Source organism: Paenibacillus lignilyticus (assembly GCF_017942085.1).
GTDB lineage: Bacteria > Bacillota > Bacilli > Paenibacillales > Paenibacillaceae > Paenibacillus_Z > Paenibacillus_Z lignilyticus.
Window position 1 is genome coordinate 129381 of sequence record NZ_JAGKSP010000014.1, and the last position, 15426, is coordinate 144806.

The 15426-nt window shown below is 51.4% G+C and carries 18 protein-coding genes; 5 read left to right on the plus strand and 13 right to left on the minus strand.

Annotated elements, in window-relative coordinates:
* The first annotated feature begins 47 nt into the window (after window positions 1-47).
* Window positions 48-746 (plus strand): polysaccharide deacetylase family protein, encoded by a 699-nt coding sequence (locus I8J30_RS25450; protein ID WP_210662915.1) that lies wholly within the window; start codon window positions 48-50, stop codon window positions 744-746.
* A gap of 171 nt (window positions 747-917) precedes the next feature.
* Here I8J30_RS25450 and I8J30_RS25455 read toward each other — a convergent pair whose 3' ends face one another.
* The gene (locus I8J30_RS25455; RefSeq protein WP_210662917.1) at window positions 918-1202 is read right to left on the minus strand and encodes a hypothetical protein; all 285 of its coding nucleotides are present in this window, start codon (window positions 1200-1202) and stop codon (window positions 918-920) included.
* A gap of 57 nt (window positions 1203-1259) precedes the next feature.
* The gene (locus I8J30_RS25460; protein WP_210662919.1) at window positions 1260-1754 is read right to left on the minus strand and encodes a peptide ABC transporter substrate-binding protein; all 495 of its coding nucleotides are present in this window, start codon (window positions 1752-1754) and stop codon (window positions 1260-1262) included.
* Window positions 1755-1941: 187 nt separating this feature from the next.
* Between I8J30_RS25460 and I8J30_RS25465 the strand changes: the two genes are divergently transcribed.
* Window positions 1942-2472 carry an SRPBCC family protein gene (locus tag I8J30_RS25465; RefSeq protein WP_210662921.1) on the plus strand — a complete coding sequence of 177 codons (531 nt, stop codon included), beginning with the start codon at window positions 1942-1944 and terminating at the stop codon, window positions 2470-2472.
* A gap of 82 nt (window positions 2473-2554) precedes the next feature.
* On the opposite strand, the gene I8J30_RS25470 is transcribed toward I8J30_RS25465, so the two are convergent.
* The 7 genes from I8J30_RS25470 to thiM form a co-directional block, all read right to left on the minus strand.
* Window positions 2555-3424: an aminoglycoside phosphotransferase family protein gene (locus I8J30_RS25470; protein ID WP_210662923.1), complete on the minus strand. Its 870-nt coding sequence runs from the start codon at window positions 3422-3424 to the stop codon at window positions 2555-2557.
* Window positions 3425-3461: 37 nt separating this feature from the next.
* A complete protein-coding gene (locus I8J30_RS25475) occupies window positions 3462-3899 on the minus strand; it encodes a rhodanese-like domain-containing protein (RefSeq protein WP_240548372.1) in 438 nt (145 codons plus the stop codon).
* Window positions 3900-3990: 91 nt separating this feature from the next.
* Window positions 3991-4887, minus strand: a complete 897-nt coding sequence (locus I8J30_RS25480; RefSeq protein ID WP_210662925.1) for a LysR family transcriptional regulator — start codon at window positions 4885-4887, stop codon at window positions 3991-3993.
* Window positions 4888-4955: 68 nt separating this feature from the next.
* Window positions 4956-5249 (minus strand): RNA polymerase alpha subunit C-terminal domain-containing protein, encoded by a 294-nt coding sequence (locus I8J30_RS25485; RefSeq protein WP_091225205.1) that lies wholly within the window; start codon window positions 5247-5249, stop codon window positions 4956-4958.
* Window positions 5250-5768: 519 nt separating this feature from the next.
* A complete protein-coding gene (thiE, locus tag I8J30_RS25490; protein WP_210662927.1) occupies window positions 5769-6455 on the minus strand; it encodes a thiamine phosphate synthase in 687 nt (228 codons plus the stop codon).
* Entirely contained in the window at window positions 6452-7270 is an 819-nt protein-coding gene (thiD, locus tag I8J30_RS25495; protein WP_210662929.1) for a bifunctional hydroxymethylpyrimidine kinase/phosphomethylpyrimidine kinase, read from the minus strand. The genes thiE and thiD overlap by 4 nt, the downstream gene beginning before the upstream one ends.
* Window positions 7267-8079 carry a hydroxyethylthiazole kinase gene (thiM, locus tag I8J30_RS25500; protein WP_210662931.1) on the minus strand — a complete coding sequence of 271 codons (813 nt, stop codon included), beginning with the start codon at window positions 8077-8079 and terminating at the stop codon, window positions 7267-7269. Before thiM ends, thiD begins: the two co-directional genes overlap by 4 nt.
* Window positions 8080-8460: 381 nt before the next feature.
* Here thiM and I8J30_RS25505 point away from each other — a divergent pair, with 381 nt between their 5' ends.
* From I8J30_RS25505 to I8J30_RS25515, 3 genes are all read left to right on the plus strand, one after another.
* Complete coding sequence (locus I8J30_RS25505; RefSeq protein ID WP_210662933.1) at window positions 8461-8787, plus strand: hypothetical protein; 327 nt, start codon at window positions 8461-8463, stop codon at window positions 8785-8787.
* Window positions 8788-9104: 317 nt separating this feature from the next.
* The gene (locus tag I8J30_RS25510) at window positions 9105-9773 is read left to right on the plus strand and encodes a hypothetical protein (RefSeq protein WP_210662934.1); all 669 of its coding nucleotides are present in this window, start codon (window positions 9105-9107) and stop codon (window positions 9771-9773) included.
* Window positions 9770-10405 carry a DUF4328 domain-containing protein gene (locus I8J30_RS25515; protein ID WP_210662936.1) on the plus strand — a complete coding sequence of 212 codons (636 nt, stop codon included), beginning with the start codon at window positions 9770-9772 and terminating at the stop codon, window positions 10403-10405. The genes I8J30_RS25510 and I8J30_RS25515 overlap by 4 nt, the downstream gene beginning before the upstream one ends.
* 71 nt (window positions 10406-10476) lie before the next feature.
* On the opposite strand, the gene I8J30_RS25520 is transcribed toward I8J30_RS25515, so the two are convergent.
* The 4 genes from I8J30_RS25520 to I8J30_RS25535 all read right to left on the minus strand — a co-directional run bounded on the left by I8J30_RS25520 (window position 10477) and on the right by I8J30_RS25535 (window position 15099).
* Window positions 10477-12279: an MBL fold metallo-hydrolase gene (locus tag I8J30_RS25520; RefSeq protein ID WP_210662938.1), complete on the minus strand. Its 1803-nt coding sequence runs from the start codon at window positions 12277-12279 to the stop codon at window positions 10477-10479.
* Between the two features lie 13 nt (window positions 12280-12292).
* A complete protein-coding gene (locus tag I8J30_RS25525) occupies window positions 12293-12928 on the minus strand; it encodes a 2OG-Fe(II) oxygenase (protein ID WP_210662940.1) in 636 nt (211 codons plus the stop codon).
* Between the two features lie 309 nt (window positions 12929-13237).
* On the minus strand, window positions 13238-14137 hold the full coding sequence (locus tag I8J30_RS25530; RefSeq protein ID WP_210662942.1) for an AraC family transcriptional regulator: 900 nt from the start codon (window positions 14135-14137) through the stop codon (window positions 13238-13240).
* Between the two features lie 53 nt (window positions 14138-14190).
* Entirely contained in the window at window positions 14191-15099 is a 909-nt protein-coding gene (locus tag I8J30_RS25535) for a DMT family transporter (RefSeq protein WP_210662943.1), read from the minus strand.
* Window positions 15100-15426 lie beyond the last annotated feature (327 nt).

The window sequence follows — 15426 nt, forward strand, 5'->3', positions numbered from 1 at the left end:
TCCAAATGGAACCCGGCTAACGAAAACTGATCAAGGAGATACCCTCTATGAAGAAAAAATTAATCATTAGCGCAGCTATCCTTGTCCTTCTTATTCTTATTCTATTTGGTACGCTTAAATGGATGAATTCACGTACCTTTCAACTATTCGGTGGCATCACCAACCAAGTGACGACCGATCAGAAGGTCATCGCCCTCACCTTCGACGACGGGCCTACAGCCAATGTCGATCAAATTCTGCCGCTTCTGGACAACTATAAAGCAAAGGCTACCTTCTTCCTCATAGGCGGAGAGCTGGAGAAGAACCCCGACGAAGGGCGCAAGATCGCAGCAGCCGGACATGAAATCGGCAATCATACTTTCTCTCACGACCGGATGGTCTTTAAATCGCCTTCCTATATCCGCGATGAGATTGAGAAGACCAATGCGCTTATCCGCCAAACCGGCTACAAGGGAGAGATTCTTTTTCGACCGCCTTACGGCAAGAAGCTGATTGGACTGCCTTATTACTTGAACAAGCATCATATGAAGACGATCACTTGGAACCTCGAGCCGGACACCTTCTATTCGACAACCGCCGATAAGGTGCGCTATGTACAAGACAAGGTGAAGCCGGGGGACATTCTGCTGCTTCATCCCATGTACGACTCGAACGAGATCACCGCGATCAATGAAATCCTGCAGGCGTTAAAGGAGCAGGGCTATTCCTTTGTCACCGTAAGCGAGCTGCTGAAGCTGCAGCAGTAAGGGCTTGTATCCGGTTTGTATGAGGGCATGTTGTGCAGCATATAGCGGCGGTATACCATGGGGGAAGCGAAATGTTACATCATCCAAGAACGAGATAGCAATGTCCGGGACATCCTTGTTGCCGGTAGGATCAATAAAAAGGACCGAGCAGCCGCCCGGTCCTTTTCCCGCTTATACATAACGAATGGCTGTACCGTATGCATTCAATGTCCCAGAGGCGAGTCCTGGCGTGAGCAGAATGCCGATGACCGCGTCACACTCCGCGACTGCGCCGCCTGCGCGACCGAGCTGCTGCAGCATATGAACAGGCGAGCTGTTGCTTATTCTACCGGAGTAGACGGTGCACAGCACTTCATAGGGCTGAGGCAGCGAATGAACGGTGTACACCGGGACGACGCGCACGTTCTCCGCGACCGGCTCGGGCGATTTGGTATTCTTATTGCCGAACATGGACATGGATCCATCACCCCGCTATTGTTTTGCACCTATCATAGCAGATTCATGTTAATTCCGTTAGCTAATCCATGTCATATCTGCTTTATCGACCTGCCAATGTCCGTCCTTTACCTTCACGACAACCCGCATTCCGATGGCTCCGTCACCGGACCGATATTTGGAACCCTCTACAACAAACTGCTTGGCCGTAAGCTCAGCCTTTTCCACCTTCAACAGCACGCCGTCAAGCGACAGGGTATTCTTGTTAAATAACCCTTTAGCCTCCAACTGCTCATAGGACGCTTCCATCACGTCAACCTTGTAAGATTTGAAATGCGCCAGAATCTGCTGCTTATCTCCCGCATCGAGGTCCTTTAAGTTACTCATATCAATGGCGATGTATTTCATGCCGCTATTGAGACCCTCATCGACCGGCATATAAGCGTCCAGAGCTAAGCTGTACAATTCGCCTAAATCCGCAGCAGCGGCTTTGCCTTCAGACTTCTCCCCACATGCACTCAACAGAAGCATTACCGCACATAGTAATACCCACATCATTTTTCGGAACTTCATACGATTCCTCACATCCATTCCAACCTAGTTGCTATTGAAGACGGCATGAATAGTAAAATAGTTGCCGGGGTAAATATATACAATCCGTCCTATAGGCAATTTGACTCCGCATTGAATATTCCTTGACAGGAATATTCCTAGTAGGGTATATTCAAAACAAGAACTTTAACTTTGGAGGAATCATATCATGACCGATAACCAAGCCGTAAACGCCAATGAAGTAAGCACCGAGGGAGGGAAACTAGTCATTTCCCGCACCTTCAACGCACCGCGCGAGTTGATATTCAAAGTATTCACACAAGCCGAGCATCTGAAGCACTGGTGGGGACCGAAAGGTCTGGACCTTGAAGTAGTGGAGCTTGATCTGCGACCAGGCGGTATCTTCCTCTACTCCATGAGCGCACCTGATGGGCAGAAGATGTGGGGCAAATTTGTTTATGAAGAAATCGCAGCACCCGAGAAACTCGCTTTCTTCAGCTCGTTCTCTAACCCGGAAGGCGGCACGGAACGTCCTCCGTTCGCTCCGCAATTCCCTTTGCAAGTCCTGAATGTAGTTACCTTTACGGAAGCCGAAGGGCAAACGACCATCAAGCTTGAAGGCGGTCCTCACAACGCAAGCGCTGAGGAGAACGCATTCTACAAAGGGATGTTCGAATCCATGCAGCAAGGCTTCGGCGGTACCTTCGATAAGCTCGACGACTACTTGGCAAGCCTATAAATTACACAAACAAGGCCGTGGCAGTCACCGTAAGGTGGCTTTCACGGCCTTATTTTGCCTTCTCCAATCATCTGCTGCAGAATTAATACTCACCCTTGATAACATCCAGAATCCGTTTGGCTTCTACCGCCGCAGCAGACTCTTTGTCATGCCAATCGTAGGTGATAAGCGCCTTCCATAATGCCCAGCCGCGTGCCCGATGACGTGTTCCTTCATCGCAGCCGACTTCCCGCAGGAAGATCTCCCTGCTTTCCGAATCGAAGAATGTCCATGCCATCACATAATCGCAGGCCGGATCGCCCGTGCCCAGTATGCCGAAGTCAATAACACCGCTGAGCCGCCCGTTCTGTGCCAAGAGATTGCCGATCGCGACATCGCCGTGCACCCAGACCGGCCCCTCCGTCCATTGCGACTGAAGCGCAAGGTCCCACATCTCATGAAATACGTTGGTGTCGAGGATCGGCTTCAGATTTTCGAGTGTCGTCTTCGTTTCCTCATGGTAAACCCTAAGCGAGCCTCCGCGATGAAAATTATGTGCGCCAGCAGGAGGTCCATCCGAAGCCGGAATGGCTTGAAGCTCCTTTAAGAAAGCAGCTAAATCTCCGGCCAGTTGATTCAGATCCTTTATTGCAGCAAGGCTTACCGTTTCCCCTTCGATCCATCTATTGATGGACCACGGCCACAGGTAGCCTTCCGCAGGATTCCCTTTCGCTACCGGAACCTGTATAGGTAAAGTGAGGTGCGGTCTAAGCTTAGGCAGCCACGTAAGTTCTTTCTCGACTTGTGCCGCATACGACTCATGACTTGGCAGCCTAACGCTCATTTCGTTGCCTAAATGGAAGGTGCGATTATCATGTCCGCTATTGGCTACCGGATAGATCGGCAAGTCTGCCCATTGCGGGAATTGTCCTTTAATCAGTTTGCTTACCAGCTCCGTGTTGATTTCCGTCATTCGTTACCTCCGTTTGATAGACGAACCGCCGCGTCCCTTATCCGATCAAGGGAGCCGATTGTCCAAGTGTGCCCGCTACCTCGTTCCCTTCTTTCCGCCAATATTCGATGCCGCCGATCATCTCTTTTACACGGAATCCCAGACCGGCTAACCGCGCCGCGCCTTTGGTGCCGCCATTGCAAGCCGGCCCCCAGCAGTAGACCACAATGACTTGTTCTTTCGAGAATGCAGCTGTTGTCTCTGGATTAATATTGTTGGAAGGCAGGCTGATTGCGCCCGGCACATGGCATTCTTCATAGGCTTTCGAGCTCCGAACATCGACGAGCAGAAAATCATTCAGGCCATGCTGCATGTCATATCGCACATCCGCAACGTCGGTTTCGACGGAAAGCTTGTTCATGAAGTGACGATGCGTGTGCTCCGGCGATGCGGCAGGTGTCTCGAGAACGAGGGATTGGCGTGTTTGAATGGTCATTTTGATTACCTCCGGTAGGGTTGTGATTTCTTGCTTTCAATGTATCACAGCCCTTAACCATGGAGTTATCGATAGATATCTATACTATACTTCACTCATTTCGATAATTGAAACCGGAACCTCCGCTGAGCAGCTCCACGAAGCCATTGAACGCGTTCGATTTCCATTTCTTCTTTGCGTATATCAATTGTGTATAGAACCTGCATTCCGGGTGGACAAAAGGAATCGCGATAAGCTGTCCCTTGCGGACTTCCTCGGCCACTGTAATCCGGGGCACCAGTGCAACCCCAAGACCGTAGATCACACACTGCTTGATGGCTTCCAAGTTGCCAAACTCGTATGAAAGACTAAAGCTCACTTGATTGCCCTTCAGCACCTTGAGCAGCATGGCCCGGTACGTGCAGCCTTCCTCCGTCAGAATGAGCGACTCGTTCTCCAGGTTATGGGCATGGACTTCGTTTTGCCCTTTTAATTTATGATCGGGGTTCACAATGATAACCAGCGGTTCTTCTCGCAGGATGCTGCTGTGAAGCTCCGGGTCCGTGAACGGAGGATCCAGAATGATTCCGATGTCGAGCTCGCCCTCTTTGACCGATTCGATAATGAACGGCTCGTTCGCAGGCTGTATGACAATGTTCACGTCCGGATACTCGCGGCGGTAGGCTTGCAGATGCGGCGGGAGGTAAAAGGCAGCCAATGTCTCAATCGTCCCGATCGAGAGCGTCCCCTTGGCTTGTTTGGCCACGACTTCCTTGGACTCTTCATGCAGTCTGTAAATATCGTTGGCGTATTGCAGGAGCGCTTCACCCGCCATCGTCAGCTTCATGCCTCTTCCGAAACGCTCCAACAGGACCGCCCCGTACGCTTCTTCCAGCTTCTGAATCTGCGACGTGATGCTCGACTGGGCATAACCCAGCGATTCCGCGGCTCGTGTATAGCTCCCGCACTTCGCTACCTCGCGAAAAGTTTTCAAATACGTCAGTTCCACCTACAACCACCTCCATTCCCTAAAATACAAGGCCATGGCGGTCCGGCCACCATGCTCGGTACATTTGCTTATTGCTTAAAAGAAAGCCCATTTGCCTCCAAAGCCGCTCTCAGCTTCGGCATGGAACCCGGCCCCATACCGTGAAATTTGAGTATGTCCGCTTCCCTATACTGCGATAGCTGCTCTAGAGTGGTAATCCCGTTGTGCTCCAACGCTCGTCTTGCCGGTGCCGACAGCTGCGACAGAAACCCGCTCTCCGGTTTCTTTTCTTGCTCGCAGGTCGGGCAGGTTGGGCAATCGGTGCTTTTATAATACTGATGCCCTTTCTTGCACGTTCGTAAGGACTTCTCCGTTGTTGCCATTGGTATGCAACCATCCTCTCCAGGAAATTTGCCGTTTTGTTTATTGTACCGCAAATTGACCGGGTGCTGCCGCCTTCGGTCTGGTTAGTGACTAACTCTTTGTTGCTCGGATGACCACCACGAGGTCTACTTGGGAGCCAATGCAGCGAATTTCGCGCATGTAGACCACCACGAGGTCTACTTGGGAGCCAATGCAGTGAGTTTTGCGCATGTAGACCACCACGAGGTCTACTTGGGAGCCAATGCAGCGAATTTTACGCATGTAGACCACCACGAGGTCTACTTGGGAGCCAATGCAGCGAATTTTACGCATGTAGACCACCACGAGGTCTACTTGGGAGCAAATGCAGTGAGTTTTGCGCATGTAGACCACCACGAGGTCTACTTGGGAGCCAATGCAGCGAATTTTGCGCATGTAGACCACCACGAGGTCTACTTGGGAGTTAGTGCAGCGAGTTCGCCTACAACAACAAAAAAGCATGGCACACTGCCAATACAGTGAACCATGCTTTTGGGGGCTTAGTCCATTCCGGCGAACGCCGCGTCGACGACCTGCCGAAGCCGGTTGGATGCCGCGAACGGATCCTGAGCCAGCGATATCGCGGAGATCAGCGATATTCCGTCAGCTCCTGCGCGGATTACTTCAGCCGCGTTTCCATCGGTAATTCCGCCGATGCCGACGATCGGAATCCGCATGCCCAGTTCCCGCATCTGCGTAAGTACGTCGAGGCCCGAAGCATCCTTGGCATCCTCCTTCGTGCGAGTGGAGAACAACGGACCGATACCCAAATAGTCCGCGCCGCAGCGAATGGCAGTTTCCGCCTCCCGCTCATCGTAGGCAGAGACGCCAAGCAGCTTAGCATCGCCGATTAACCGGCGCACGGTCGAAGCTGCTTCATCCTCTTGGCCGACATGAACGCCGTCCGCATCCACTTCCAAGGCCAGCTCGACATCGTCGTTCACGATGAACGGTATGCGGTGCTCGCGGCACAGCTCCCGAAGACGCCAAGCAAGCTCTACTCGGGCATCGCCCACGAGTGCGCCGCTGCCCTTCTCGCGGAACTGAAACAACGAGACGCCGCCTCGAATCGCTTCCGACAATACCTGCACGGGATCAACTCCCGGCAAACAGTTGTTGCTCCCCATAATGAAATAGAGCCGCAGCGCCTCGCGAATAGCATCATCCTGCCATGCCCGCGTACTCATCGTCCGCGCTCCTGATCGCGGTATGCCCAGTGATTGGTCGGCCCGTGCCCTTGTCCAAGGCCAAGCGGATATTCGATCGCCGCCTGGATGAAAGCTTTGGCGACTTCGACGGCTTCAGGCACATCGCGGCCTTTGGCAAGCTCGGCGGTGATCGCCGAAGCAAACGTACAGCCGGTGCCGTGCGTATGACGAGTTTCTCTGCGTTCGCTGCGAAACTCGTAGAAGTCCCGTCCATCGTAGAGAATATCGATCGCCTGCCCGTCATCGGACAGATCATGGCCGCCTTTGAGCACGACATGCTTCGCCCCGAAATCGGCTAACCGTCTCGCCGCTTCTTTGCGCGCAGCAATGCCGGAGATCGTCATCCCCGTCAGCGCTTCCGCTTCCGGCACATTAGGCGTGACAACCCACGCGAGCGGAAGCAGCGTTTCTTTCATGGCGCGGACCGCTTGTTCGAGCAGCAGCGAAGCTCCGCCCTTGGCGATCATAACCGGATCGACAACGACCTTGCTCCAGCCGTAGCGGCGGATTTCCTCAGCCACAGCAACGATAATCTCATCGTTGAACAGCATGCCCGTCTTTACCGCATCCGTGCCAAGATCGTCGCCGATCGCCTCAACCTGCGATCGAACGGCATCTGCCGTCAGCGGATAGATCCCTCGCACGCCGAGTGTATTCTGCGACGTAACAGCCGTAATGGCCGACATCCCATACACCCGCAGCTCTTGAAAGGTTTTCAAATCGGCTTGAATACCGGCCCCGCCGCCGCTATCCGAGCCTGCAATCGTTAATGCTCTCGCAATCGCTGTGCTCATTGTTCAATCCGCTCCACTCGGCCCAGCTTCTCGATATCCGCTGCGGTTACATTCGCCAACTGATCGAGGAACGCGATTTGGAAGCTGCCCGGTCCTTGTCCGGCCGCCTTGCCGGCAGCAAGCTCGGCCGCTACGCCATATGCGGTCAATGCAGCCACGGAAGCTACGATCAGATCGCTATCTACCGCCGCGAATGCGCCGATGACCGACGTCAACAGACAGCCCGTTCCGGTAACACGAGTAAGAATAGCATCTCCGTTGCGTACGGCAAACGTTCTCGTTCCGTCAGAGACGATGTCGGCCTCGCCGGTAATCACGACAACTGTGCCAAGCTGCGCAGCCGCATGCTTAGCCAATTCGACAACGTCGCCGCCGCTTGTTCCGGCATCGACGCCTTTGATCGACCATTCGCGGCCGACAACGTTTGCGATTTCGGCTGCATTGCCCCGAAGGATGCTGATTTTCACGTCTGCAAGCAATCCTCTTGCCGTATCCGTACGATATGCCGAAGCTCCCGCTCCAACCGGATCCAGCACGACCGGAACACCATGCGCATTCGCCGAGCTGCCCGCCAGCTTCATCGCTTCAATCTCCGTTTCGTTCAGCGTTCCAATATTCAGTACGAGCGCTCCTGAAATCTTGGCGATATCCGCGACTTCCTGTTTGGCGTACGCCATGACCGGCGATGCTCCCAGGGCCAGCAAACCGTTCGCAGTGAAATTCGTGACGACGACATTCGTAATATTGTGAATTAACGGGTTCGTTTCCCTTACTTGTCTCAGCTTGCTCGCCACCGTTTGAATGTTCATAGCCTCAGCCACCTCTTCTTTCCTATTTTTCCAAATGGAGCATCAAAAAAACGCCTTACCCGCAAAATGAGGGTAAGGCGCAACAATGCGCACGACAGGCGTGAACTTCCTACGATGGCATTACCCAACAGGTTAAACGGTCTACGACGGATTAGTCGTACTCTCAGCCTGTTTCTACAAGCTCCCGCGCTTATTCGATTGTGATCAGTGTAATCCATGACACCTGAAATTGCAACGAAATTCGAGGGCTCTACTCGCCTCAAGCAAGCCAATCCGGCATGGTCGGATACGGATGATTATCTAAATCTATCCGGAAGTCCTAGCAAATTGAAATTACTAGAATAGGATGGAGTATCCCGCTTTGAAAGGAGGATACAGCTCATGGCAGGTTTAAAAACGTTTGTAAATAATACCGGAGCCGCTTTGGATATTACGCTGTTTATCCGCGCAGGCTTAGAGCCTTACAACCAATACGGCACGGAATCCTTTACCCTTGGACCATTTGGGACGGAAGAGGTTGCTTACGGCGACGACGACAACACTTTTCTAAATGGCATTCTGCTGTTCACGATCTTTGAAGGCGACCTCTACAGCAAAATGCAATTCGTCGTTACCCGCGGAAGCACTTTGGATGCTTTACTAAACACGAACAGCACCCTTACGTACACGCTTTCGAACACGGATTATGTCCTTTCGGGCAGCAACTAGTACCGCTTCGGTCAGGTTCGGGAAAAGATGGATCCCCCCACAATGTGATGGCGGGGTCTATTCTTTTCCATATTAATATTATTGTAAATATGCAGGATTTTTACATAATTCATTGAATATTAGCAAATATTGTTGAACTTTATGATAAATTGGAACGGATGATCATTCTGGAACAACCACAGGTACAAGCTGTACGAGGGAGACTGACTTCCTGGCAGCAATGGCTGATTGCTGTCGCGCTTTTATTGCTTCCCCTATCTATCGCCCTCTATTTTTATCTCCCTCAATACAATAGTTTCTCCGCGCCCGGAGGGCTTGTGTCCATTCAAGACATCGGCGTGAAGGGCAGCGTTCACTTCGTCTATGTCCGCGAAGGTTTTACCCGGAATCGGTACGAGAAGTTATCGGTCAGGCGCTCCTACCCGGATGCCCAATTCACACGAGTAAGCGCCTCCGCCAAGGAAGCAAGCGACGACATGTTGGATTTCGAAAAGTTTCTGAAGGACGATACGATTCGTCATGCAGTGGATTCCGCAGCAGACATTTCGGATCAGCCGAGCTCGGTCGATCAGCTGGAGGATCGGGAGAACAAGCTCATCGAAGAAACCTCACAGTATTATGGGAATTCGATCGGGCTCATGCTCGGCATCGGCTTGTACGAGGAAGAAAAGCACGTCGACTTTTCAAAGCTCGGCAAACTTACCATTGCCGGTACGGGTACGCTCGAGGAAGATCAGTCCGTCGGCTCTGTTGGAGCCATTCGCGACAAACTGCGGACTGCGGAAGCCGAAGGGGCGGATATTTTTCTGGTTCCCAAGGACCAAGAAACGTTTATGTATGAGGGCCTCAGTAACGAGGAGGAAGCGCTGCAAGTCGCCGGCGAACTTCATTTGCGTTTACGGGTTGTCCCCGTAGCCACCCTGGAAGAAGCCATCCATTATTTAAGCAACTATTCTAAGTATGAATTGGAGCTCGATCCCCAGTGAATTTAAAATCAGAATTTATCTCATTTATCCTCAAAATCCTTCTGGCCGCTCTCTTAGTAGCAGCGCTGGCCGATCTGGCCTTCTCCGCCATCTACATGATCGACTTGAATATGTTCAGTGACTACATCTATCCGATGTACGGTTTTGTAGATATCGTTTCGGTTGTGCTTTATTATGTAGCCGCTATCGTATATCTCATCTGGATATACCGGGTGCACATGGACTTGAATCGACTTTATCTTCAATTCCCGCGAACGCCGGGATCCGCCATTGCCTGCATGATCATTCCGTTCTATAACTTCTACGGCATCCCGTCCATCTATCAACAAATCGGCAGCCATTATCAGCGGTCAGCAGCGCTAAGCAAGGACGGTCAATGGATTCAAGGGATGTCCGTTCCGCTGATTATTTTCTTTATTGCCTCTAATATTCTCGGCCGTTTCGTGTCGCGTGCCGAAGAAGTCTCCGGAGCGCTTCTGTTCGCTTCCAGCTTAGTTACTTCTATTCTGTACACCATATTCTTCACCCTTTGCTTGCTCGTATCCAGAGGCCTGAGCAATATCCATGCACGAGCGAACCATACGACTTCCGATTCAATCGATCCCGCGAACGCAGTCCAGCTTCCCTCATAGGGAGACTAAATAGAAAATAGAGCAGGCGACATCGCCTGCTCTATTTGTCGTTAGCCACCCTACTCACCAAACTACTTCACCGTCACAAGCGCTTCCGCCTGCTGACCCAGCTTCCGATCCCCAATCGTAATATCGACCGCGATTCGGGCTCGATTCGCCGTGAACCCCGCAGGAGCCGTAATCGCGAACTGAACCGTCGCCACTTTGTGAGAATCGATTTCCAGCTGCTGCTCCTTGGTTTCCGTGCTCCAGCTTGGAAGCGTAACCAGCCGAACGGTCACCTTGTCTCTTTGCGGAAACGGATTTAATACCTCTACCGCAATTTCGGTCGTTTCCCCGCCGCTCATCTCGATTTGGTACGGCTTTATCCATGCACAGTAACCTTCCGCGCCCAGATCGATCTGCTCCAGCGGCAACAGCTCGTCATGCAGCTGCTTTAAGCTTTCTCCATCCCGCTGCAGCTTGTCGAAGTAACCTTCCTCCACCCATAGCGGATCCCAGTGGCCGGAGATGATAAGGTCGGGATTGAGCGTTTTGTACAATTCCGCGCTTAATACATAGTCATGAGAACGGAACCGATTCTGATAAACGTAGTTATTCAAATTGCCATCATTTCCTTGCTGGTCTCCGATAGCCAGTACGCGCTTACCATCAACTTCGAACGAGATCGCGACCGCATAGAGCGTATGCCCCGGCTGCTCGTAGAGACGGATGTCATACCCCTCCCACACAACGGTCTGTTCGAGCGGTATTCTGCGGTCTACCGGGATCGGATCATACCAAATGCAAGGCACGTCATAGTCGTACGGGTGTTCGAAGAGATCGGCAAAATTATCGGCTACCCACGTCTCCGTACCTTCGACATCGCGCAGAAGGTTAAAGCCCGCCACATGATCGTCATGATAATGCGTCGGAATCACCACATCAATCTTCGACACATTGAATTGCTTCTTTAACCGCTCAATGGGAAAGAGCGAGGGCCGGCGTGATGCGCGATCCGTTCCCGCGATGAAGATGGCATGGATATTCGCATATCCGTAGTCGATGAGCAGCGCTTTGCCGTTTTCGGAGAGCAGTACAAAGGAGTTGGCAAAGCTGCGGGCATTCCACAGCAGATGCGGGGTAATCTCCCGAAACTCGGGCTCCTTAAAAGACTCATAATCCGCGTATTGGCCGCGCAGCCGAAGAAGCTGCTCTAACTTCTCGATTAACGGATCAATGGCCGCGGAAGGCCGCTCCATAATTTCGCCATGCGAAGGAAGCAGCATGTGTAAGCCTTTATCCCGCAGAGCCGATATTGAACAAAGGGTATGAATAACCCCTTCGCAGCCGTTATACGACCACTGCGTGGCGGACATGGACCACACTTTTCCCGGACCGGCAATCAGATCCCCTGTAAATGCAACTTGGCTGCCGTCCAGTAAGGTAGTCAGCGTTATCGATCCTGTCGTATGGCCGGGGGTAGGAACCACGTTAAACGCATGCTCGCCAAAGGTGTAATTCGCATAATCCTTCAACGTTCCGGCAATCGAGATCGGCTCCAGCAACGAGAATTTATCTTGGCGCACATTGTAATTGACGAGTATTTCACGGCCCTGCCAGTGTTGGTCCACCCGGGCAAACAAATCCTGCTCATGATGAGGCACCCATACGCGCGCACCTGCCGCAACTGCTTTATCCAGTCCTTGTCCTTGATCCCGATGATGATGCGTCATCAGCACATCCGTTACCTTGTCGACGCCAATGGATGCCAGTTCTTCGAGCACGGCACCCGATCCAAAATCAATCAAGACCGCCTCGCTGCCGCTGCGAATGACATACACCAGGCAAGTATCCTCATATTGAAAAAGATGCGTCGAAATCGACTTTAGCATGCAAGCTGCTCCCCTATTCATAACGATAAATTTGTCTTCTCATCCACTGGGTGGCTACCCACTTCTCACCGGCCACAATGGGGTTTCCGCCATGCAAGGTCAGCCCATTCAAATGGTCGTCGGTATAGAAGTATTCGAAATAGACAGCGCTTCCTTTTTTGGGCGTTACCGCGAAATGAAGGGAAGGAAAATACGTTTCTCCTCCTTCCTCCACATCATTCAAGTACATGACCAGCGTGCTGATTCGATTGTTGACCACCTGGCCGGATTTAAAATAATCATAATGAGGCTGATACTGCTCGCCGGCTTTATAATGTAAAATCTGCAGCGGTTCTGCATGCGCGAGCGGTATATTCATGAGCTCCGAAATTCGGGTTTCAATGCGATGAATCGATTCATTCTCGCTTTCCTCGAAGAACATGCTGCTGCTGGTGCGAATATCGCTTACTTCGTGAGCCTTGCCAATCTTGGCTCGCTGCATTCTGGTTGTAGCTAAATCAATCAACGTATCGCATTCGGCGTGGCTCAATACATTTTCCAAGATGAGAATCAACGGCTCTTCGATCCTGCCGACAATCGCGATTTCCTTATCCGTCGTTATAATTTTGTTTCTTCTCACGTTCATCATCGGCTGTTCTTTAATCGTCATCGTCATGTCCTCCTCTATCTCGAGTACTGAGGAAGTAGTCGAATCAAACGGTATTCCAGTTGATTACTAGTTCTTCAACGGAATCGGAAATCCCTTCCAGACGTTGGATTAACCTGAGCGAGGACGTTAAAAAAGGCACAGGATCTCCCCCTGCACCATCAAAATGATCTATACCCCGCACGCATAATCTAACGAATCGCAGGAGCCTTATTGGGCCGATTTTCGGGGTTCCGAGATTCTAACAAGGGCCGGGAATCGTTCCCGTGAGGAGGATTCCCGGCCCTTCTTGTCTTCATCCAAGTGTGCCCTTCAAGCTGTTTTTCTCACCGCAAACCATAATTCGACGTAGTTAAGCCCGCCAGATCCACCGTAAATTTCAAAATCTAATCCATCGACCTGTTCATAGCCCGCCGTCGGCAGCCACTCTGTGAAAAACCGGCGATATAACGTCTCGATGACTTCATTGAACGCATCCCAAGTAAACGGATCCGAGGCGAAAATAGCCCACGTATGTGCAGGAATCGTTATCGTGGAATAGCCGTCCGTCTGACTGGACTCACTCTTAAAGGCACACAACATATAAGGAAAAGCGTCGTCGCCGGTTGGTTTATAACTGCATACCGCATGTACTTTATATAAATCCGAACTCATGAAAGCCGGCAAATCGCCTGCATTTGCAGCCAATCTCTCCACTTCGCCATTCGCATGGTTTTGCTGCCACATTTGCGCCGGCGTATGCTGATCTTCGCTGTCCGGGTTTGTTTGATACACGCCTTCAATGCCGAACACCTGGAAAGCTTCTTTCGATTCGATCCGATAATTCATCGCCTCTGCTCCTTTAATCGCGATAAGGAAGGAAAGCCGAGGATAGGCTTTGAGAGCAGTCCCGTCTTGCCGAGCCATCGCAGGCGTGACACCGTGCAGCAATTGAAAAGCTCGCGCGAAAGATACCGGTGACTCGTAGCCATATTGAAGCGCAATATCGATGATCTTCGCGGCTGCGTTATTTTGCAATTCCAGCGCGGCAAGCGTAAGGCGTCTGCGCCGAATATATTCGGCAAGCGTCACATCGGTAATAAACGAAAACATTCTTTGGAACTCATACGACGAACAGCACGCCTCGCGGGCCACTTTTGCCAGCTCGATCTCTCCGGTTAGATTCATTTCGATGTAGTCCATGGCGCGGTTCATTCTGGTAAGCCAATCCATCGCATTCCCTCCTTTCAATTGAAGTATAGAGCAGCGATCATTTCGAATCGCAACTATTCCTGCACGATAATGTTTCTTCTAATCGGCGGAAGCTGCGGGATGATCATCCCCACCAGCATAAATAAACAACCGATCACGCCGCGTGTATCCAGCAGCTCACCGAGAACGAAATAACCGCCAACGACCGCGAATACCGTTTCCATGCTCATAATAATCGCCGCCTGCGTCGGATGCGCCCCCTTCTGACCGACAACCTGCAGTGTGTAAGCGATCCCGACAGAGCAAATTCCGCCATACAGAAGAGGAATAAGGGCCTGCGACAGTCCTGTAAAATCGATCGTCTCCGTTGCAAAGGCAACGATAAAGCTGAGCACGGAACAGGTTACCACCTGAAAGAACGACAGCTTAATGACATCCGTTTGGCGAGACAGCTTATCGATCAGCAGAATATGCGCCGACCAGAAGAACGCGCCGGCCAGCTCGTATAAATCGCCGGTACCTAGCGTCAAATCATTCTTTACGCACAATAAATATAAACCGTAAACCGCTATAATAGCTCCTATCGCGCTGTTTGCATTAATGCGCTGTTTTAGAAACAAACCCAGGAACGGCACAATAACAATATATAGACCGGTGACGAAAGCGGCTTTTCCCGCTGTTGTGTAAATGAGTCCGATTTGCTGCAACGACGCCCCGCAGAAGAGAATCAGTCCTGCCATGAAGCCGGAGCCGGCTGAACTTTTGACCGAAGCCTTTATCTCTTGGGTTGATTTCCGCGATCTTCGATCCAACCACATGATGAGCGGAACCAAGGATAATGCACCAAGGGCAAACCGGACGGCATTAAAGGTAAACGGCCCGACATAGTTCATTCCTTCACGCTGCGCGACAAAGGCCGATCCCCAGATGCAAGCGGTGATTAGCAGCAATAAACTGGATTTCATTTGTTGTTGTTTACTCATAAGATGTCGTCTCTCCCAGCCAATCTTTTTGAAGCACCAATTAACCATACCAAAAAAGCCGGAAGCTTTGTATAAAGATTTCCCATTGATAGGGGTTATCAACATTCGCTTGCCGGATAAAGCGTGCTTATAAATTCAACAAGGCCGGGACGCCTATTATTGGTGTCCCGGCCTGTTTGGCATGATGGAGCAGCTGTCATATCTATAGCGTCTTCCGTACAAATTGCATCGTGTATTTTTCCTCGAAGCCTAAGCGATCGTACAGATTTCTGGCATTATTTCCGACAACGCACCACAGGTCGACGTAAGCATGGCATATGGCTAGCC